General features: G+C 40.0%; 19 protein-coding genes and 3 pseudogenes. 11 read left to right on the top strand and 11 right to left on the bottom strand.

Going from position 1 to position 20,565, the window contains the following annotated elements; translation table 11 throughout:
• The first annotated feature begins 216 nt into the window (after positions 1–216).
• From RS130_RS10335 to RS130_RS10305, 7 genes are all read left to right on the top strand, one after another.
• Positions 217–648: an IS110 family transposase gene (locus RS130_RS10335; protein WP_316025889.1), complete on the top strand. Its 432-nt coding sequence runs from the start codon at positions 217–219 to the stop codon at positions 646–648.
• A 20-nt stretch (positions 649–668) separates the two neighbouring features.
• On the top strand, positions 669–1,025 hold the full coding sequence (locus tag RS130_RS10330) for a transposase (protein WP_316025888.1): 357 nt from the start codon (positions 669–671) through the stop codon (positions 1,023–1,025).
• A gap of 539 nt (positions 1,026–1,564) precedes the next feature.
• Positions 1,565–2,821 (top strand): DNA cytosine methyltransferase, encoded by a 1,257-nt coding sequence (locus RS130_RS10325; protein WP_316025887.1) that lies wholly within the window; start codon positions 1,565–1,567, stop codon positions 2,819–2,821.
• A complete protein-coding gene (locus RS130_RS10320) occupies positions 2,822–3,550 on the top strand; it encodes an ATP-binding protein (RefSeq protein WP_316025886.1) in 729 nt (242 codons plus the stop codon).
• 221 nt (positions 3,551–3,771) lie between these two features.
• Positions 3,772–5,271 carry a sensor histidine kinase gene (locus tag RS130_RS10315; RefSeq protein ID WP_316025885.1) on the top strand — a complete coding sequence of 500 codons (1,500 nt, stop codon included), beginning with the start codon at positions 3,772–3,774 and terminating at the stop codon, positions 5,269–5,271.
• The gene (locus tag RS130_RS10310; RefSeq protein ID WP_316025884.1) at positions 5,268–5,582 is read left to right on the top strand and encodes a response regulator; all 315 of its coding nucleotides are present in this window, start codon (positions 5,268–5,270) and stop codon (positions 5,580–5,582) included. Before RS130_RS10315 ends, RS130_RS10310 begins: the two co-directional genes overlap by 4 nt.
• Before the next feature lie 11 nt (positions 5,583–5,593).
• A complete protein-coding gene (locus tag RS130_RS10305; protein WP_316025883.1) occupies positions 5,594–6,172 on the top strand; it encodes a hypothetical protein in 579 nt (192 codons plus the stop codon).
• 316 nt (positions 6,173–6,488) lie between these two features.
• Here the strand turns inward: RS130_RS10305 and RS130_RS10300 are convergent.
• The 5 genes and pseudogenes from RS130_RS10300 to RS130_RS10280 all read right to left on the bottom strand — a co-directional run.
• Positions 6,489–6,776: pseudogene (locus tag RS130_RS10300) on the bottom strand (CcdB family protein); the annotation flags it as partial.
• A 27-nt stretch (positions 6,777–6,803) separates the two neighbouring features.
• Positions 6,804–6,926, bottom strand: a pseudogene (locus RS130_RS10295) (type II toxin-antitoxin system CcdA family antitoxin); the annotation flags it as partial.
• Positions 6,927–8,039: 1,113 nt separating this feature from the next.
• A complete protein-coding gene (locus tag RS130_RS10290; protein ID WP_316025882.1) occupies positions 8,040–8,321 on the bottom strand; it encodes a YkgJ family cysteine cluster protein in 282 nt (93 codons plus the stop codon).
• A gap of 49 nt (positions 8,322–8,370) precedes the next feature.
• A complete protein-coding gene (locus RS130_RS10285) occupies positions 8,371–8,841 on the bottom strand; it encodes a DUF1499 domain-containing protein (RefSeq protein WP_316025881.1) in 471 nt (156 codons plus the stop codon).
• Between the two features lie 32 nt (positions 8,842–8,873).
• Positions 8,874–9,776, bottom strand: a complete 903-nt coding sequence (locus tag RS130_RS10280; protein WP_316025880.1) for a LysR family transcriptional regulator — start codon at positions 9,774–9,776, stop codon at positions 8,874–8,876.
• A 177-nt stretch (positions 9,777–9,953) separates the two neighbouring features.
• Here RS130_RS10280 and RS130_RS10275 point away from each other — a divergent pair, with 177 nt between their 5' ends.
• From RS130_RS10275 to RS130_RS10265, 3 genes and pseudogenes are all read left to right on the top strand, one after another.
• Complete coding sequence (locus tag RS130_RS10275; RefSeq protein WP_316025879.1) at positions 9,954–10,640, top strand: type 1 glutamine amidotransferase domain-containing protein; 687 nt, start codon at positions 9,954–9,956, stop codon at positions 10,638–10,640.
• Between the two features lie 37 nt (positions 10,641–10,677).
• On the top strand, positions 10,678–11,835 hold the full coding sequence (locus RS130_RS10270; RefSeq protein ID WP_316025878.1) for an iron-containing alcohol dehydrogenase: 1,158 nt from the start codon (positions 10,678–10,680) through the stop codon (positions 11,833–11,835).
• A gap of 98 nt (positions 11,836–11,933) precedes the next feature.
• Positions 11,934–12,975 (top strand): annotated as a pseudogene (locus RS130_RS10265) (NADP-dependent oxidoreductase).
• Positions 12,976–13,154: 179 nt separating this feature from the next.
• On the opposite strand, the gene RS130_RS10260 reads toward RS130_RS10265, so the two are convergent.
• The 6 genes from RS130_RS10260 to RS130_RS10235 all read right to left on the bottom strand — a co-directional run bounded on the left by RS130_RS10260 (position 13,155) and on the right by RS130_RS10235 (position 19,178).
• Positions 13,155–14,237, bottom strand: a complete 1,083-nt coding sequence (locus RS130_RS10260; RefSeq protein WP_316025877.1) for an alkaline phosphatase D family protein — start codon at positions 14,235–14,237, stop codon at positions 13,155–13,157.
• 21 nt (positions 14,238–14,258) lie between these two features.
• Positions 14,259–15,002, bottom strand: coding sequence for an alkaline phosphatase family protein (locus RS130_RS10255; protein WP_316025876.1), 744 nt, complete (start codon positions 15,000–15,002; stop codon positions 14,259–14,261).
• A 70-nt stretch (positions 15,003–15,072) separates the two neighbouring features.
• Positions 15,073–15,396 (bottom strand): hypothetical protein, encoded by a 324-nt coding sequence (locus RS130_RS10250; RefSeq protein WP_316025875.1) that lies wholly within the window; start codon positions 15,394–15,396, stop codon positions 15,073–15,075.
• A gap of 68 nt (positions 15,397–15,464) precedes the next feature.
• Positions 15,465–17,843: a TonB-dependent receptor domain-containing protein gene (locus RS130_RS10245; RefSeq protein ID WP_316025874.1), complete on the bottom strand. Its 2,379-nt coding sequence runs from the start codon at positions 17,841–17,843 to the stop codon at positions 15,465–15,467.
• A gap of 224 nt (positions 17,844–18,067) precedes the next feature.
• Positions 18,068–18,433 carry a ribonuclease E inhibitor RraB gene (gene rraB, locus RS130_RS10240; protein ID WP_316025873.1) on the bottom strand — a complete coding sequence of 122 codons (366 nt, stop codon included), beginning with the start codon at positions 18,431–18,433 and terminating at the stop codon, positions 18,068–18,070.
• A gap of 1 nt (position 18,434) precedes the next feature.
• The gene (locus RS130_RS10235) at positions 18,435–19,178 is read right to left on the bottom strand and encodes a 1-acylglycerol-3-phosphate O-acyltransferase (RefSeq protein ID WP_316025872.1); all 744 of its coding nucleotides are present in this window, start codon (positions 19,176–19,178) and stop codon (positions 18,435–18,437) included.
• 163 nt (positions 19,179–19,341) lie between these two features.
• Here RS130_RS10235 and RS130_RS10230 point away from each other — a divergent pair, with 163 nt between their 5' ends.
• On the top strand, positions 19,342–20,481 hold the full coding sequence (locus RS130_RS10230) for an HD domain-containing phosphohydrolase (protein ID WP_316025871.1): 1,140 nt from the start codon (positions 19,342–19,344) through the stop codon (positions 20,479–20,481).
• Positions 20,482–20,565: the final 84 nt, after the last annotated feature.

Below are 20,565 nucleotides of genomic sequence, written 5' to 3'. Positions count from 1 at the left end.
AACTCCCCATCACTAAACGTGACAACAACCTCTAAGAGATTTACTTTTATGGGTGTCTTGATAGTGCCTCTTTTATGGGTGTCTTGATAGTGCCTTTGATAGTGCCTCTTTTATGGGTGTCTTGATAGTGCCCTACAACCTCTAAGAGATTTACTTTTATGGGTGTCTTGATAGTGCCACCATTGGGCGCGGCTGTTTGATGGGATGGGGCATATCGTGCGTTTAATTCCTGCCCAACACGTTAAACCTTTTGTACGAGGGAATAAAAATGACCGTAATGATAGCATCGCGATTGCGGAAGCCTCTTGGCGCCCTAACATTAAATTTGTGCCGCTTAAATCTGTGGAGCAACAAGACATTCAAGCACTGCATCGTATTCGCGATAAGTTGATTGCCAGACGAACCAGTATTATTAATCAAACACGAGGGCTACTTAGCGAGTATGGCGTGATTATCCCTCAAGGCTTAAAAAGCTTTACACTGCATATTACCGCCCTTATTGACCCAAAAGATGAACGTATTAGCCTACGAATGAAACACCAGCTAAGAGACACCAAGGAAGAATACGACCAACTCAGCAAGCGCTGCCAGTCTATTGAAAACGAGTTAAAGCAATATGTTCAACAAAACCCCTATGCCAACGATTAATGACGCTACCAGGTGTAGGCGTGCTTAATGCCACCGCATTATATGCAGCAATTGGCAATGGGAGTCAGTTTGCAACCCCTCGAGCATTGTCGGTATGGTTAGGTGTCACTCCTAAGCAATATGCCAGTGGGGAAAAGTCTTTTTATGGCGGTATTACCAAACGCGGTAATCAATATTTACGCAAACAACTCATACATGGTGCGCGCAGTGTGATGTATCGCACAAAAAACCGAGATGACAAATTGTCCGTATGGGTAAAACAACTAGTTGAACGACGTGGCAAGAACAAAGCGGCGGTAGCACTGGCCAATCGTCTAGCCCGATTAGCTTGGATATTATTACAGCGAAATGAAAACTATCAGCCGGTAGCTAGCTAAATATCAAGCCTAATATGATAAAACGATATAGATAAAATACACAATCAAAGTCGACGAAAAATGATGTAAAAGCGGGTTTCCCGCACTTAGCAACAGTCTGTACGAGACTAGGTTTTTAAAACCGAGTGGGTGTTTGAGACAGTTAAGTGCGGATCTCATTAGGGCCAGAGAGTACACCAATAACCTCACTCTCATAATAGGCCGGATATATGTCAGTACGACCCTTAATTATTTATCGTCAGAGTTGATGTGCTAATAAAAATAAAGAAGTAAACATCTTCGAATTGAAGATGGAGGCAAATATTGCCTTGACCATAGCGGAGCGTCCATATATGTCTTGATAGTGCTCTATAGTTTTAATACCTAACCAACTGAATTTGGATTAAGCCTATTTCAGTGACAAAACACTATGATGACAGCCTCTTAATTCTTCAATTATTGAAGTTTATTAATTACAGTACAAAATATTCTAGTATGTCTAAACAAGTTTGGTATTATCACCTAAATATGATAATCAATAATTAGGTCAATCAGTAACAATGACTGCAAGGAAGACAAGCAAAAATCCCGGTAAATATATTGACCTCTTCTCGGGTTGTGGCGGCTTCTCATTAGGATTGGGCAATGCTGGTTGGAAAGGCGTCTTTGCTGTTGAGAAAGATTCAATGGCTTTTGAAACTTTTAGATATAATTTAATTGATGGTAAATATAATCACTTCGATTGGCCTAGTTGGCTGCCCAAACAAGCAACCACTATTCAAGAAATACTAGAACAATATCCTGAGCAATTATCAAACCTTAAAGGTAAGGTTGATCTAATTGCAGGAGGCCCACCTTGCCAAGGATTTTCATTGGCTGGCAGAAGAAATTCAAAAGATCCTAGAAATAAATTATCAGACGAATATATAAAGATGGTGAAGTTAGTATCACCTAAATATTTGGTATTAGAAAATGTAAGAGGGTTTAACTCTACTTTCAAAGACTCCGACGGTAAGCGAGAAAAACAACCTTACGCTATGGTTGTTAAAGCACGAATTGAAGCCCTAGGTTATAAAGTATTTACTGATTACGTTCATAGTGAGTATTACGGCGTACCTCAAAAGCGTACCCGTTTTATTATGATTGGTATTCGTAAAGATTTAGCCACTAATAACACCAAGCCTTTTGAACTATTGGAAGGTCTTAGGTTAGATTTCTTAAAAAATAAAAAACTGCCTGCTAAACACGTAAGTGTAAGACAAGCGATTTGTGATCTAGAGCTATCAAAATCGGAATTAATTTACCACTCTGGTAACGACAATAGCGGTTTTAAACAAATTCAATATAAGCCGCCTAAGTCCCTTAACGCTTATCAGAAATTAATGAGAAAAGGACTAAATGGCTCTAAACCTAACAGTCTTAGAATCGCACGACATAGACACGCAACCATTGAACGATTTAAGTTGATTCAGTCACTGTGTGAACCAGGCAAAGGCTTAAGCGATGAAAATAAAGTGGCTTTAGGAATTAAGAAACAAGTTATTTCAGTTCTTAACCCTAAAGAGCCATCAAGAACTTTGACAACCTTGCCTGATGACTTACTCCATTACTCTGAACCACGAATTTTGACCGTTAGAGAAAATGCCAGAATACAATCGTTTCCTGATGACTTTGTATTTAGAGGGAAATATACAACTGGCGGGAGTAGAAGAACTCAAGAATGCCCAAGGTATACCCAAGTAGGTAATGCCGTACCACCATTAGTTGGAGAAGTTTTAGGTCAATTAATTAGTCATTTACATGAAAAGGATTTTTAGGTGAAGTTTAAAATAAGTTCTGGGTTAAAAAATATTATAGGAAAAGACTTAATTGTTAATGATTTTGTAGCTATTTTTGAATTAGTTAAGAATTCGTTTGATGCGTATGCTGATCGAGTTGAGCTTTTTTTCGGAAATAACTGTATATATATAATTGATAATGGCAAAGGAATGTCAAAGGATGATTTAATCAATAAGTGGTTATTTGTAGCGTACTCTGCAAAGTCTGATAATACAGAGGATATTGCCCTAGCTCAGGATTATAGAACTAATTTAAGAGCAACTAGAAAATCATATGCTGGCAACAAAGGCGTTGGTCGTTTTTCTTGTGACAGGCTTGGTTTAGAATTAAATATTCAATCAAAAAGTTTATCTGATGATGTTATCAATAATGTTTATATTGACTGGAGAGATTTTGAAGCTGATCAAAATAATCAGTTTCAAGATGTAAAAGTTAATTTCAAAACAACGAGTAAATTTAGCTTACCTAGCGAATTATCAGACTTATCACTCAAAACAGGAACAGTTTTAAAAATTTCTAACATCAGAGAGGAAAATTCTTGGGATAGAAATAAACTTAAAAAATTAAAGTCTTCGATTGCAAAGTTAATTGACCCGTTTGGAGTTAAAAAAGATTTTGATATATACCTCCATGCTCCTGATGAGTTAGAAAAAGATAAAGATGAGTATACAAAGCTAAAAGAAAAGTTTAAAAAAATGAGCTATTAGATAAAGACTCTCCTTATCTAGATATTATTAATGGGCCTGTTAAAAATCTAATATTTGGAAAACTAGCTAGTAAAACCACATATATAAAAGTTGAGTTATCCGATGATTGTCAGTTTATTACGACGGAATTAATTGATAGAGGGGAAAGAGTTTATCTAATCAAAGAGCCTTCACCGTATGCTTCTTTAATTGATACATCTGTAAAAATAGAACTGTATTACATGAATACCACAGCCAAGTATAACTTTACTAGGCATATGGGCATTCCTGCTACTCAATTTGGCTCAGTATTTCTTTTTAATAATGGATTTAGAGTTGTTCCAGTTGGTGACCCCGACGAAGATTACTACAAGTTAAATTCAAGAAAATCACAAGGTTACGCTAGATTTTTAGGCACACGTGAGTTACTTGGGTTAATTGATATAACTGGTACTACTGATAAATTCAAAGAAGTAAGTAGCCGAGATAAAGGTTTAGTTAATACCGAGGCGTCTGAAGAACTTAATTTATTCTTCTTTGATAAAGCTTTAAAGAGACTTGAGGCGTATGTGTCTAATGTATCTTGGCCAGATAAGTTAGATGCTGAAACTGATGATTTAAGTCGAATTTTAACCGATCAGGGTAAAAATAGAGTAATAAAAGTATTAGCTAAATTGATCGCTGGTAAAAATATTGAGCTTCTTGATTATAGTGAATCACTTATTGACACTATCAGTATTCGTAATGAAAGCTTTGAAGATAATATAACTCATTTACAAAAGTTTGTTGAAAACTCTGATTCTGACGAGTTGAAGAAAAAAGTTGAATTGGCAATCACTCGTTATGAAGAACTCAAGGAGGCTGAAGAAAAATCACGTTTAGAGGCTGAAAAAGAAAAAGAGATACGGCGATTAGCGGAGTTAGAAGCTCAAAAAGCAAAAGAGGCTAAAAACGAAGCTGAAAAAGAAAGAGATCAATTATCACAAGATTTAGAAACAGCTGAAGAGCATATTGATGTTGTTGAGCATGCCCTTGAAGAAGAGAAAAAGAGAAATCGCTTTTTAAAGCAAGCTTCATCTGTTGAACTTGATACAGTCCGAAACTTTCATCATCAAATTGGTATTTACTCCTCAAGTATCAACCACTTAATTCAATTGAAATTAGATAACTTAAATAGAGGAAATGATATTTCCTCAGATGATATTAAGTCACTTCTTGAGTCTATTAGCTTTCAAAACCAGCAAATACTTACAGTTAGCCGTATAGCTACTCTAGCTGATTACAGAATGAGTGCAGAACTTATTCAAGATGATATTGTGGAGTTTTCAAGACAGTATTTAGAAAATATAGCAAGCCAATATCACCCGGATATCGAAGTTTCGTGGAAAGCAGACGGTACTGAGTGGGAAATGGAGTTTATGCCATTAGAGCTTATGATTGTTATTGATAACTTGGTGCATAATGCGGCTAAGCCTAATACTGGCTGCTCTAAGATTTGTTTTGATTCTATGAGTTATGGAAAGGATAGATTGAAAATAGACATTTTTGATGATGGTTTAGGTTTTGCTGAACACTTAAAACTAGACATTGATTCTATATTTGACATGGGAGTAACAACAACTGACGGTTCAGGTTTGGGGCTTTTTCATGTTAAGCAGGTAATAAATGCTATGGGAGGTAGTATTGAAGCTGACCTTTCATATGAAGATGGAGCTAAATTTACAGTGAGGTTTGCAAAGTGAAATTGAAGTACGATGTTTTATGGATTGATGATAGACAAAACCAAGTCAGTGCAGCACAAGATAGAGTAAGGGAAAAGCTTGCAAGAATGGGATTTGAGCTAAACTTAAAGTTAGTAAATGAAGTTCAAAATGAAAACGCTCTAAAGACTTTATTTAGAAAAAACGAATATGACTTACTTGTTATAGATTATAAAATGCAGACTGGTGCAAGAACAGGTAGTGAATTAATCAAGATTATCAGGAGGTTTTGTACTGCGACAGATATTGCATTTTATAGCAGTGAAACTCCTAGTGATTTAAGAAAAAAATAAATGTAGATGGTGTGTACTGTTATAACCGTGCGGATTTACCTAATTCTTTAATTCATTTGATAGAAGTGCGACTCAAGAAGCTTTTAGATTTAAATCAAATGAGAGGGCTTTATCTGGCTGCTGTTGCCGATTTTGATCATTTTATTGATAATATTATCCATACAACTTTTGATAAGATGGAATGTGAAAACCTCAAAGAAGAAGCTGTTGGGCATATATTTAATAACGTCCTTAGTTTCCATGAAAAGCAAGTTGAAAAGATTAAAAAACTTTCTAAAGACGGACACATCAATACTTATACTGATTTGATTAGTAGTAACCCTAAAATTACTCTTCTTATTAAAATGTTAAATGATTTAGATGATGAACAGCTTTATGCTCATATTGAAAGCTTATCGAAATATACAGAAGATATAATTGTACCTAGAAATAAGCTAGCACACTCAATGGAAGTTGAATGTAAACAAGGAAAATATATACTTAAAAATAGTTCTCGAGAATCTGAATTTACACTCGATGATTTTTTAACTCTTCGTCATAAAGTACTTGATTATAAAGATACCTTTGAGAGTATCGGTAAGTTTATTTAAGCAAGAAACTTCCTGTATATAAAGCGTCAGATTCATTGAAAAAAGAATAAAGGGCCGTTGGTAATATTAGTTGAATAAAACGGCTCTGACACTTAGACAATTCCTTTACCCTATTAAACGCAAGGTGTACTCACTACAAAAACTGCAAATCACTTGCCATAAAAATCCATATCCATCGAACGTAAACCGTTGTTTTACATGTTTTTATTGTACAACCGAGATTACTATTTTTACCACAAAAAGCAAAGTAGTTATTTTTAGGGGGCTTTTATTCCCTATGAGTCCAGCTCATGCCTTGGCGGCACAGCTGCTGCAACTAGATCCCCATTAACAACGTGTCATAAGCGTTTACAATATCATCTCGCGAATCGATAACATTACAAGCAAAATCACTTAATCTATTACTTTCAATGGTTGCTATAACATTCATACAAAGATAAAAGTCAGTATTATCTTTGGATATAGGCACACTGACTTTATCAAAAGCAACAGTTGCATCGTCAGTTACAAAACACACCACTCTAGTCGATAAACCATCTAACAGTTCACTTTGCAGGCAGCATAGGTAGGGGTATAACGCACGCCCTTTGGCAATGGGGTTGAGATATACATCGAACTATTTCATAGCAGATTAAATTGCCATACCTTCATCATCAAAGGGTAAGCCGTTACTAGCAACATGTTGGTTGTAACGCTCTATTTTACTTTTGTTAACCTCTTGCCATTTTTTAGCAATATCTGCTCGCAATGTTCGTTCAAGGACCTTAGCTCATATTAATACCGAGCTTTTTAGCATCATCAGATAATGATTTAGAAATGTACAAATTTATTCTGGATTTATCTTGCGTAGTTTGCATTGGCCATCCTCATACTTACGTTACTTACACACTAAACTATTACACACAAATTTTAACAATGAAAAATTTCAATGTTGAGTTTTTACAGGGACAGCCAAGATAGTGGATCAGTACCTGTGACTCAGATTCGGGGAAAAATAGAAATAAAATCAAGAATTAAGCCGTAATTTTTAAGGAGTAGTTCATTGTGCTCCTTACCTACAGATACTGACCTTGCTCTGTGTAGCGCAGCCTCTGTGAGGCTCTGTGGAGAATAGCTTTCAGCTTTTGCTCGTATCTAGCTGCTGACTTACAAGAGTGGATTCCTGCTAACTACATGCAGGAATGACGGGGGTAAGGTTGAGGTTTGAGGTTTGAGGTTTGAGGTTGGAGGTTGGAGGTTGGAGGTTGGAGGTTGGAGGTTGGAGGTTGGAGGTTGGGTGATGTTCTTGTACTTGATCTCATCTTTACACTAGTTTCTATCCCTAGCGACTAGCTAACTGTTTTTCTGCTTTACTTTACCCCTGCTTAGTCTGATTCATTCTGCTTATGCTGCAGTACACTGACTTACAAGAGTGGATTCCTGCTAACGACATGCAGGAATGACGGGGGTAAGGTTGAGGTTTGAGGTTGAGTGATGTTCTTATACTTGATCTCATCTTTACACTAGCTTCTATGCCTAGCGACTAGCTAACTGTTTTTCTGCTTTACTTTACCCCAGCCTGCTTAGTCTGATTCATTCTGCTTAAGCTGCAGTACACTGACTTACAAGAGTGGATTCCTGCTAACGACATGCAGGAATGACGGGGTAAGGTTGAGGTTTGAGGTTTGAGGTTGAGGTTGAGGTTGAGGTTTGAGGTTGAGGTTTGAGGTTGAGGTTGAGGTTGAGGTTGAGGTTAGGCGATGGTCTTGTACTTGATCTCATCTTTACACTAGTTCCTAGTTTCTATCCCTAGCGACTAGCTAACTGTTTTTCTGCTTTACTTTACCCCAGCCTGCTTAGTCAGTAGCATTCTAGTTTTCTATTTTATTTAGTCTCTTTCTTCTAAGCATTCATATCCGCCCATTTCGAATTCTCGGCAGATCAATGGGCGTTTTTCATAAATGCTACAGAGCATAGTGGAACGATCGAGCGCTGCACACCATCCGTCGTCTAGGCGGGCCATCGTCATGCTGCCCCACTGATCTTCGGCGATAAACTCCTCAGGGACACCTGTATCTGAGATCAGTAGCACTTCTAGACGACAACAATTTGCCTGACAAGTTGAACACGTTATTTCTTCATTGGGCAAATTCACTACTTCAATTGTCATTCTTAATCACCCACCATTTTTTAACCGTTAGTTTGTTTCACTCATATAGCTATTGGCTGGGGTCAGTTTCTTGTCGAATGTTTTCAAATTTACTGCGGATCAGCTCAATACGTTTTCGATTTACCCCAAAATCCGAATGGCCGACTCTCGAAGCAGAGCGCAGGTGAATTTGGGTCCCGTTTGATGTCGTTTCTGGAAAGTAAAATTCAACGTCATCAACAAAACGAAAAACCGTAGAGGTAAATTCAGCACGAATGTAATTGTCCTTGGATACTGTAGTTTGACTATTATCTAATTCAGCCAGCACTTGCAATATATCACTTTTAATCTGTCGCGGCTGACCGTCATGCAGCATTGGCTCGACATACTGGCTTTTGTCTTCTGTTAGGCTGCTGACACAATTCGGTTTTTCAGGACAAGGGGTGAGTTGGCCATTTTTCACCCCTAACTCTGGAGATACAGATGTGCAACCGCTTAGTAATACAAAACCAAGTAATACAAGCTGCGTAAGTGTCTTCATGTTTTATTCCTCTTTAGTTGGTGTGCACTTTGTCATCGAGTTACTTGATTGGCAAAATATTTTTTTAAATAATTAAGCAACAACCTTAGTTTTTTTGCATTGGCGGTGCCCGGTGGGAAAACCGCGTATACATCTATGTCATTGAGGGTGTAGTCATCGAGTACACTTTCAAGGGTACCGGCTTTTATTTTAGGCCGCGCATCATATTTAGGAATACGTGCTAAGCCATGGCCAGCCTCGACAAATGCGGTGCGGGCAGCGGCATTATTGGTGCTAATCGTGCCTTTGGTTTCAATACTGAATGAGCGGCTGCCTTTATGTAAGCGCAATATTCCAGAAGTGAGTTTATAGATTACCCATTGATGTGCACTGAGTTCTGCTGGTTTAGTGGGTTTACCATACTTCTGAAAATACTCGGGGGCAGCGCATAAGCAGGTAGCTAAAGTTGCGAGTTTACTGGCTTGTAATCCTGAATCGGGCAAGGGTGCGCCGCGAATAGCTAAGTCTATGCCCTCTTTCATGATGTTCACCACTTCATCTGTTAACATCACATCGAGTTCAATTTTTGGATAAATTTTCTTAAACTCATTCAGCGCCGGCACCACTGTTTGCAAGCCCACATTAACCGGGCAGGTTATTTTTAGTAGACCTTGAGGCTCACTTTTGAGGTTTTCTATTTGCTGATTGGCAGCATTTGCTTGGTCGGTGATCACTCGGCAACGTTCATAATAAGCCTGCCCTGCTTCGGTCAGATTAATCGTTCGCGTCGAGCGATTTAGCAACTTAACCTCTAATTGCGTTTCAAGTTTTTTTACATGATAACTTACCACTGCTCTTGATAAACCTAATTGTTTGGCGGCAGCACTCAAACTACCTTGATCTATCACCTGGGCAAACACCACCATACTTTTTAGTTGTTCAAAAGATAAGTCCAAAACCTGCCCCTAAGATCACGCATTACACTCATTGTATCAATTTTTAATACAATGATGTCAACTTTAACTGCATTGTTATATTTTACTCTAGCCATATACTAGGTTCAAAGCAATTAACACTGCTTCAGAATGCGTCTACACAAAGACAAATATGAACATAAATAGCGGAGAATAAACATGACTAAGAAAATATTGATGGTCCTAACTTCACATGATCAACTAGGTGACACAGGTAACAAAACTGGCTTTTGGGTAGAAGAATTTGCGGCACCTTATTACGCTTTTATTGATGCCGGAGTTGAAGTAACACTCGCGACCCCTAAAGGTGGCCAAGCGCCTATCGACCCTACTAGCACCTTAGATGATTTTCAAACATCGGCCACAGAGCGCTTTAATAATGATGATGTAGCAAAAAATAAAATCGCTAACACCCAAGTGTTGTCGTCTGTAAACCAAGATGGGTTTGATGGGGTGTTTTATCCTGGCGGGCATGGGCCACTTTGGGATCTGACCGACAATCAGGACTCAATCAATTTAATTGAGAGTTTTCTAGCGGCCAACAAAGCGGTAGCCACAGTTTGCCATGCTAGCGCAGCGTTACTAAACGTTAAATTAAACTCTGGTGAATATGCCATTCAGGGCAAAGCGGTGACGGGTTTCACCAACAGTGAAGAAGACGCCGTACAATTAACTGAGGTTGTGCCATTTTTGCTAGAAGATGAATTAATTAAACGAGGTGGCGATTATCAAAAAGCCCCAGACTGGCAAGCCTTTGCGGTAAAAGATGGCTTAATTATTAGTGGTCAAAACCCAGCTAGCTCATCACTTGCCGCTGAAAAACTGTTAACCCACATTTCGGCTTAAAGACGTTAGCAAACAATTTAAAAATACAGGAATCAGCATGTTAAATTTTAGTTTTCAAAATCCTACTCATATTCATTTTGGTGAAGGGCAAATAGCAGCCATAGCCAAGGAAGTCCCGCTTACCGCTAGAGTATTAGTGGTATACGGTGGTGGTTCAATCAAAACAAATGGCGTATTTCAACAAGTATCAGATGCCTTAGAAAAGCATACTTGGTTCGAATTTTCGGGCATTGAGCCCAACCCAAGCTACGGGACGTTAATGAAGGCCCAAGACATTATAAAAGCCGAAGAAATTGATTTTATATTGGCTGTAGGTGGAGGCTCAGTAGTTGACGGTGCTAAATTTATTGCCGCTGCAGCTGAATATCAAGGTGACGATCCTTGGGATATTATTGTTAAACAACAACCAGTTCACAAGGCATTACCTATTGGTGCGGTATTAACCTTACCAGCAACGGGCTCGGAGAGTAACGGTAATTCAGTGGTCACCCGAGATGGTACTAAAATACCTTTTTCTAGCCCTTTGGTTCGTCCACTATTCGCTGTGCTAGATCCTAAAGTCACCTTATCTTTATCTGATCGTCAGATCAGCAATGGTGTGGTTGATGCTTTTGTACACATCATCGAGCAATACTTAACCTATAACGTAAATGGCAAGGTACAAGACCGCTTTAGTGAAGGCTTATTGCAAACCTTGATCGAAGAAGGGCCAAAAGCCTTAGCGCCTGAGACTAAAGATGACCTAGAAGTAAGAGCCAATATCATGTGGTCGGCTACTATGGCACTAAATGGTTTAATTGGCGCAGGTGTGCCTCAAGACTGGGCCACTCACATGATTGGCCATGAGTTAACGGGTGCCTTTGGTGTAGATCATGCCCGTAGCTTGTCAATTGTGTTACCGGCACTAATGCAGGTTCGCCGTCAACAAAAGCGTGAAAAATTACTGCAATACGCCGAGCGTGTATGGCAAATCACTGCAGGTGATGACAACAGCAAAATCGACAAAGCGATTGAGCTAACCGTGCAATTTTTCAAAAAAATGCAAGTACCCACTAGCTTGACAGACGCCGACATTAGTAGCAAAGAGATTGATTTATTGGTATCCCGTTTGGAGCGACACGGTATGACTGCGCTAGGTGAGCATAGCGATATCACACTAGAGGTGAGCCGCGAGATATTGACTCAGGCAATTTAATAGCCTGCTAGCAATATCCCCAAATTGGAGCAACAGCATGTGACTTAGTTATACACTTTGTACATGCTGCTATTTTTCACAAATATTTAGGAAAAAAGATGACTCAAACCACTGATAGTAATCGTCAAATCCTGTTGGCATCTAGGCCAATTGGTGCACCAGTAGCCGACAACTTTCGACTTGTAAGCTCCGACAAGCCTGTCGCCAAAGACGGCGAAGTATTACTGCGTACCGTATTCCTTTCTCTCGACCCTTACATGCGCGGGCGAATGAACGACGCTAAATCTTATGCTGACCCAGTTGCCTTAAATGAGGTGATGGTAGGGGGCAGTGTGTGCAGAGTTGAACAGTCTAATCATGCTGATTATCAAACTGGTGACTGGGTGGTGGCCTTTGGTGGTTGGCAAGACTACAAGGTGTTGCTAAGGCAAGGATTTACTTAAATTAGACAATAACCTGCCTAATCCTTCCTATGCTCTAGGTGTATTGGGTATGCTAGGGCTAACCGCTTACATGGGCCTGCTAGATATTGGTCAACCCAAAGCGGGCGAAACAGTCGTCGTGGCGGCAGCCACTGGCGCGGTGGGTAGTTTAGTGGGACAAATTGCTAAGCTGCAAGGCTGTAAAGTAGTCGGCATTGCCGGCGGTAAGAGCAAATGTCAATACGCAGTAGACACCTTAGGTTTTGATGCATGCCTAGATCATTATAGTGATGATTTAACAGAACAACTCGCTAGGGCCTGTTCAGCAGGCATAGATGTTTATTTTGAAAATGTGGGCGGTAAGGTATTTGATGCTGTGCTGCCATTGCTGAATAGCTCTGCTCGCGTTCCTCTGTGTGGACTTATTTCTCAGTACAACGCTACTGAGTTACCTAGTGGGCCTGATAGACTTTCTATGCTAATAGGCACATTGCTGGTTAAGCGCATCAAAATGCAAGGCTTCATCGTGTTTGACGACTACGGACATCGATACAATGAATTTAGCCAACAAATGGCAAAGTGGTTAATGGCTGGCGAAATCAAATACAAAGAACACCTAGTTGAAGGTTTAGACCACGCAGTAAACGCATTTATTGGCTTACTCCAAGGTGAAAACTTCGGCAAACTAGTCGTGCGTGTTGGACCCGATGAGTTGTAACATATAGCTCAACTAGCCTACATAAACCGATACTTTTAATGGCTGCTATACTGACTAAAAAAGGGCTGCACTAGTGCGGCCCTTTTCAATATGAATTGGTTTGCTGACTATTTTTTAATTGCATAGTGGTGACTGATCGCACTCACTACTTCTGGTTATCAATCACACATTTAGCCGCGCTATAAGGTTAAGGATGTTTGCATTTTAACCGCCCCTTCTACGTCTTTAATCGACATTTCGAGCTGGGTTTTGCCCGTTACTTTAATATCAATTACGCCATAATTTGCCTGACTATAACTGTCGCCTACTCGATGTTTATTAGGGCTCACATTTTTCCATTCTTCTGTTAACCCCGAGGCGGTCATTTCCCAAAGAGGTTGCTGGTTCTTGCGTGTGACTTGGCTTAGCTCACTCCAATGGGTATCGCCACTGACGACGACCAAATTATAGACTTGATACTTGTCGAGTAAATCTAAAAACCGCTGACGCTCTTTTGGAAAATTCGCCCAAGATTCCCAGCCAGTGAATTCAGGTAACAATTGTAAACTCGAAGCCATAATTCTGACGTCGGCTGGTTGTTGCAATTGCTGTTCTAACCATTGCCATTGGGTATCTCCCAGCATAGAAGCAGAAGGCTCTTCACTGGGTTCATACGGCCCTAGGTTTTTGGGCGCTTTATTAGTCATGTACGACAATTTACCCACAGAATTAAGCTTAGTTCGGTTCCAGCGTAAGTCTGGTAGTATTATTTGTATTCGCATTGGCGCTTTGCCAAAAATATAGCTGGTGTAGATGCCGTCTTTACGGGTTCGTCGAATACTGTCTGCAGGCTCATTAAAATAGTCCAACATAATTTGCCTCGACGCTTCTTTTTGCGGGTATTCTACCCCGGCATCATTTTCGCCAAAGTCATGGTCATCCCAAATACCAATTAATGGTGTGTTAGCTAACATTTTTTGCATACCGGGCTTTTGCCATTGCTTGGCATATTTAGCCTCTAGCGCTTTCATATCTTCGGTATCACCATAGACATTGTCACCCAGCAGTACAAATAAATCCGCCTGCTCTTGGTTTATTGCTTGCCAAATGGGTTGGGCTTTATCCTGATGCAAACAAGAGCCAAAAATGATTTTGTAATGCTGTGGACTAACCTGAGTATTGGCACTGGCAACATTGATACTCAACAAACCTATACATAGCAGGCAGAGGTAAAGTCGATTAGCAAAAGTGTCACATAAGCGTGAACTGATTGTTTTAAACATAAGTGTCTCGATTAGGTATTTTTAAGGTTTATCTGAATTAATGGCGTTTAAAATAGGCAATGGTTGGCCGATATCTTCAGCATAACGCTGCCAATCAAAACCTAATAATTGCAAAGCGGTTGCAGCCACTTGATTCAGGTAGTAGTGGTCATTAGCCTGTACTTCACCTAGTTTTTTTACATCTGGCCCCATAGCGGCTAGCCACACTTGGTCTGCGCCCACTATGCCTTGTGGGTATTGATTTAAACCGTTTAAATAACCTTTCACCGCTTTAGGGCTAGCATGATGTTGCCAAGTTTTAGCGTTTTCTCCGCGACCATGATCTACTGTGATCAACAAATTAGTGTTATTTTTATATTGCGCAAGTAGCTGTAATTGATGCCACAACATTGCGATGACATCATCGCTGCGGTGCGCGCCTTTCAGGTATTCAGGATAATTCCCTTGATGAGCAAAATCGTCTGTTTCGCCCAAGGCTAGGTAGATCACCTTAGGCGCGTGACTTTTGATATATTCAATGGCAAAACCATGGGTAAAGGCATCTAAGCGTACGTTGTGCCAAGGACTGGGGATTTGTTTTTGCAGCTCATTTAACCACAGGGCTTTTTCTGACAATGGCGACCATTGGGCAGATTCAAAACCTGCGTTTATTGGAACACCACTTCGTTGCCGATTAATTATGGCAGGGAACACATCCCAACTGCCAAAAGCCGCCACTTCACTTTGGTAGCGCGGCTGTTGATTGAGCCACTCTAGAATAGTCACATTGGGGTTAGCAATCGCTTGATTAGAGGCTATTCTGGGGTCGGCTTTACCCGTTAATATCTCGTTGTAGCTAAGGATAAGAGAACCACATATTGTTCGTTACATTCATTCTAGAGTTAAGATCTCTATTGCCAATCAGTAGGCCTTTGTTTACTACATCATTCCACAAAAAAGGCATTAACTTTGCCCTTTTTAGCTTGCTATTTTTACCATCAAATTGTTGCTTTAGCGCAGCTTTTTGTTTGGCAAATGCCGGTAAATTGAGTACGTCGTCTTGATAGCCACGAAACACTTCTTGCCAACGTAAACCATCGATAGACACTATGACTAAGTTTTCAGCGGCAATAGATTGAAGACTGATCAGTAATGTCATCAATAGCGTTATTTTTTTCATCTTTACTCCTTAGAGCGCAACCAAAAAGGCGGGCTAGAAGCCCGCCAATAAGTGTAGAACTAACTAACTTAGAATTTAGCAGTCATATTGATTGCTGCTGTACGAGGGGCACCAATCCATGCGGATTGTCCTGCGATACCACCTAAGTAACTTTTGTCGAACAGGTTATTCACTGTTAAACGAATTTCGAGTCCTTGAATACCTTTCACTGGTGATTGCACAGCAACGCCTGCATATAAGTCAGTGACTAAATAAGCATCGGCAACTTGAGTATTTGCCGCGTCGATATAACGATCGTCAACCCATTTGCTGGACAAACCTGCAAAACGTGTGTCTTTTTCCCAATCTAGAGATACCACAGCCATATTCTCTGGCGAACCAAATACAGTGTTACCTGCTGGATAATCAATCGAGCCATCCACATACTCAGATTCATTCATGGTAAACGACCCGTAAGCAGATAAAGTGTCGGTTAAGTTAACTGATAACGACGCTTCAAAACCACTAGACTCAATGCCCCCAACGTTGACATAGCTACCGTTAGTACCAATCAGATAATCAATACCAGCTGGTGAATCAGGTGCGATAAAAGTTAAGCGATCATCAAACGAGATGCTGTAGTAGGTTAAACTTGCATTCACATTTTGCGAAACAAAACGGAAACCTAAGTCGACGTTTTCTGCTGATTCAGGGGTGACTAGGTCGAGAGTTGAAGCCTCACGCTCAAGTACCGTGTCTTTTATCGCGGCGAAATTTTCGGCATAGCCAGCAAACACCTCAAGCCCATCTACCGGCAAAGGAACCACTACACCCGCACTAATTAATAGATCCGAGTCTGAAGAAACTGCAGCTGAGTTACTGGCATCAAAGTTATCTTGGCGCTCTAAATCAACTAAGAATTTCTTCGCACCTAGACGTAACGTAGCAAAGCCCATGTCTAGCTCATCTTCCAAGTAAAGCATAGTGGTTTCAACCGGGAAGGTACGCTCGTATTGCACCCAATAAGGCGTGTGATCAAATTCATAGCTTGAGCGTGAGTCTAAAATTTTATGCCAGTCACGTGACTCATCACGGGTGTAATCTTCGTACCAAATACCACCACGTAAGGTGTTGTCCATGTCGTTGAACTGAGTAAACCAAGCAAAATCGGCATTAAAACCAACACGTTCTTTGTTGTAGTGGGTATGGCGATAAGAACCAACAGGAATAGCACCTTCTTCATAACAGTTAGGATCAAATAACAAACCACTGGCTTCATTTATATCTGGCGTGCTTGGATCATCATTACGTGTACCACCATAAGGGAAAGTTAATGACGCACAACTTGTAATATCACCAATAGGTAATGATTTACCGTCTCTGTCGACATAACCAATTTGACCAATCGCTGCACCACCATAAATTGTGTTGCCTGAGACTAATTCAGAATGAGGGGCATCGGCACCGTCATCTTTAACATCAGCTACATACTGCGGTACCCAATCACCACGACCTTCATTTTGGTGATAGTAGACATTAGCGTTCAGTTCGATGTTGTCACCCTTATATTCAGCAGACACATAACCAAATAAGTTTTCACGTAATGTTGACCACCCTTGACGATAAACTTGGTCGATAAAAGGAACACCTGTCCATTCTCCCGTTAGCCCATCGCTTTCTGGATTTTGCTTGAATCCAGCTAAACTCACTCGCTGGTAGTTCTCTTCATGAGTATCATCCCATGACGCGTAAGCAGTGACTTCAACGTCACCCACTAAACTCACCACTTTGGCTGCTAAATGATCACGTACGTTCTCTGCAGTGCCAGTTATCCAATCCGTGTTGCGGCTATTTGATACGCTGATCCAGGCAAATGTATCTTTGGCGACTTCGCCAGTGTCATAACGTACAAAGAACTTCTGTGCATCAAAGTTACCTTGAGACCAACTTAAGGTGGTTTGCTCGATGTCATTTGGTGCAATAGTGGTAAAGTTTAAAGTGCCACCTAACGCTTCGTTAGAACGTGATGCAATGTCCCCTGTACCCTGTGATACTTCAACCGCTGCAAGGTTTTCGGTGTCGATATAACGGTTAGCTTTCGCCCCGCCGCCATAGTTAGAGTTACCATTAGCGATACTATCTATGGTGATACCGATTTGTTGTTCGTCTAGGCTTAATTGAAAACCACGGATTGACACAGTAGTAGACCAGTCATCAGAGCCAAAAGTATCGCCTTCGTTGATCAACACACCGGGTAGGTTATCAATCACAGCCAATACACTGGTTAGATTACTTTGCTGTTTGACCATTTCGTCAGAGGTAAGGTTATTAGCGTAAGAAACACTTTTACCCACCACAGTGATGGATTCTAGACCTGATTCTGCTTCTTCAGCATAAGAACTGCTAAGTATAAATTGAGAGCTAAGGGCAACGGATATTGCCAAGGCGAGTTTATTTTTGTGTTGCATGAGTGTTTCCCATTAGTTTTTTTAGTGGGCACTAATGTGCAACGCTTAGATGAAGCTAGCATGTAATTTAATTGACAGTTAAGTGACTGTTTTAAGTAAGATTTGAGTCAGAATTATGACTAAATGTAAATTAAAATGATTAAAAAGAGAAAAAAATGAAACAGCAGAAGTTTCATAAACAGCAGATGAAGCCTCCATTATTGAATAATAGAGGCTAGCAAAAATTACTCTTGCTCAATAAAGTAAGTACCCCAGCCGTCATAATGTACTTTATGCTTAGCAGCTATAGCGTACAACTTATCCGTGTCTTGATTAATTAAAAGAGGCTCTAACATTCGCTCCACGACCGCGTCGAAACAAAATACTTCGCCACCATCATCAAGCTCTAACTCTTCAGCATCGCCTACTTCAAACCCTGCTTTAAATGCATCTACAGCCGCTTTTTCTAGTGCTTCAAAATCCGCACTAGCAAAATGATATTCAATGGTATGTGCTTGACTCGCATCACTGCCGTCTTCAATTAAAGCTTCGACCGTTTCTTGGTTAAATTCGTACCATTCTACTAACTCTGGATCAGTAAGTGCGCTCATATCATTGCCCTGATTGTGAAGACTTGGCCTTGGAATTCTCGGCCAACTCGGTGTTTAATTTGCTAATAGTATCGCCCATTTTTTGCTGGAAGTATTCGACATTTTGCTTCAATGTTTTATTTTCATCCATTCGTTCGGGCGCACTCATCTCAACTATCAATGTGCCATTTGACCAACGGTTAAGGGCAATTTTGTTATGTAACTCACTCGCAGACACAAGTACTATTGGTGCTTTTGTTGCCTCAGCAATACGAAAAGCGCCCGTTTTAAACGGTAATAAGCCACGACCATAACTACGAGTGCCTTCTGGGAAAAACCATACAGACAAACGTTTCTGCCGTATTTTCTGTACTGTTTTTTGTAACGTACTTCGAGAGTTTCCTGCATTTTTGCGATCTATCAAGATATTGCCAGACAACCAATATACTTGTCCAAATAAGGGGATCCATACCAAACTTTTTTTGCCAACCGAGACAGTACCTTTTACGACTGCGGCACAAATAGTGATTAAATCGTAGCTATTTTGGTGATTTGCCATAAAGACATAGGGGCCGCCACTTATAACGCTGTCAGGTGTACGCACCTTAATTTTTAAGCCTAGTAAAAAAGAAATTGAACTATAGAGCTTGCCCGCTAGGTAAACATTATCCCGATGGAACGGCCGTACAAAACAAACCAGAATAAGTATCAGATTAATGAAAATAAAGAAAAAGAATATGACTACAATCCTGAGTAATGCTAACACTAACTATCCTAGATAATGGAAAATCCGCAGAGTATAACCCATTTTTACGCTAGCCAAATAGCTCTGTTTATTGGTAAAAATAAATATCACAAAATAAATGAATAATAATTTCTTTTGGCCGATACTAGGATTGTGAGCAAAAGAAATTAGGACTATTCGATTAATGCAAACCTTCGTACATGATGATTTAGATGAAGATATTCTCGCAGACTTGTTAGATGAAATTAACGAGCTATATGAAGCAAGTGAACAAATTTTAATCGAATTAGAATTAAAACCTCAAGACAACGAGCTTCAAAGATCATTGTTTCGTTCCATTCACACCATAAAAGGTGACTTGGGACTAGTAAATTTTTCGCCCCTAATCCCCCTATTGCAACACGCTGAAGATCTACTCGATTATTTACGTAAAGGGCAAATTCAGTACACCAGCAATATGAGCGACTTAGTCTTATTGACGATGGATAGAGTCAAGATATTTGTACAAAGTTGTATTAAGTCTGGCAATGCCGAGTACGACGAAAATTTGTTCTCGCAGTTGGTTACTCAAATTAAACGTATCACCCCTAGCAACCCGGAGTCACATGAACGCCTTCTGGCCGAAGCCGTCCTATTATTAGATCCCAGCTTAGATTTACGAGAAGAACCAAGTGCAAGTAATAAAAAAACCACAGCAGAAGCCAAAGTTAGTCTCGCCACAATTGGTATTCCTAAATCTATTAGCGGTGATAACCGTAGTGATTTAGTATTTTTTAGAGAATTAATGAAACCGGTTGAAAAACGCTCTAAATATTGGGATGGCCGAGGCGATCGAATATCTAAACTCGCTGGTTATATCAATAAAGTTGCCGGCACGCCTATTGATGAGGAACAGTTGGCAGTTGCTTGTTACATGCATGATTTTGGTATGGCTTTTATGCCAATTGAATTGTTGCATAAACAAGGAAAATTAGACGATGCGGAATTCAATTTAATGCGCTCACACGTTTATAAAAGCGCGCGTTTACTAGAGAATCTAAAGCAGTGGGATGAAGCTCGAAAAATGGTAATGCAACATCACGAGCGCGTAGATGGCAGCGGTTACCCTTTAGGTTTAAAAGGAGCAGATATTTGTGAAGGGGCAAAATTAATTGCCATTTTAGATACCTTTAATGCGCTCACTCATGCCAAAGCGCACAAAGCACATCAACAAAGACCGAAAAAGAAAGCCGTCATAGAAATTAACCATATTGCTCAAGGCCAATTTTGCCCCAAATGGATGCAAGCATTTAATCGCGGCATGCAATCGCTACTGACTAAATAGTTAGCGGAGATAGCCATGCACATACTCGGCAACCTATTTAACCTAAGTGTTGGATAACAAGTATCGTTTAAGCTAAGCACAAAA

It is taken from the genome of Paraglaciecola aquimarina (assembly GCF_032464635.1).
GTDB lineage: Bacteria > Pseudomonadota > Gammaproteobacteria > Enterobacterales > Alteromonadaceae > Paraglaciecola > Paraglaciecola aquimarina.
This window is presented reverse-complemented; position numbering and strand designations above follow the sequence as displayed.

Coding starts and splice junctions, on each gene's coding strand:
- RS130_RS10315 (WP_316025885.1), top strand. CDS start 3,772: ATGAATACCACAGCCAAGTATAACTTTACTAGGCATATGGGCATTCCT.
- RS130_RS10230 (WP_316025871.1), top strand. CDS start 19,342: ATGCAAACCTTCGTACATGATGATTTAGATGAAGATATTCTCGCAGAC.
- RS130_RS10260 (WP_316025877.1), bottom strand. CDS start 14,237: ATGTTTAAAACAATCAGTTCACGCTTATGTGACACTTTTGCTAATCGA.
- RS130_RS10245 (WP_316025874.1), bottom strand. CDS start 17,843: ATGCAACACAAAAATAAACTCGCCTTGGCAATATCCGTTGCCCTTAGC.
- RS130_RS10250 (WP_316025875.1), bottom strand. CDS start 15,396: ATGAAAAAAATAACGCTATTGATGACATTACTGATCAGTCTTCAATCT.
- rraB (WP_316025873.1), bottom strand. CDS start 18,433: ATGAGCGCACTTACTGATCCAGAGTTAGTAGAATGGTACGAATTTAAC.
- RS130_RS10325 (WP_316025887.1), top strand. CDS start 1,565: ATGACTGCAAGGAAGACAAGCAAAAATCCCGGTAAATATATTGACCTC.
- RS130_RS10290 (WP_316025882.1), bottom strand. CDS start 8,321: ATGACAATTGAAGTAGTGAATTTGCCCAATGAAGAAATAACGTGTTCA.
- RS130_RS10285 (WP_316025881.1), bottom strand. CDS start 8,841: ATGAAGACACTTACGCAGCTTGTATTACTTGGTTTTGTATTACTAAGC.
- RS130_RS10275 (WP_316025879.1), top strand. CDS start 9,954: ATGACTAAGAAAATATTGATGGTCCTAACTTCACATGATCAACTAGGT.
- RS130_RS10270 (WP_316025878.1), top strand. CDS start 10,678: ATGTTAAATTTTAGTTTTCAAAATCCTACTCATATTCATTTTGGTGAA.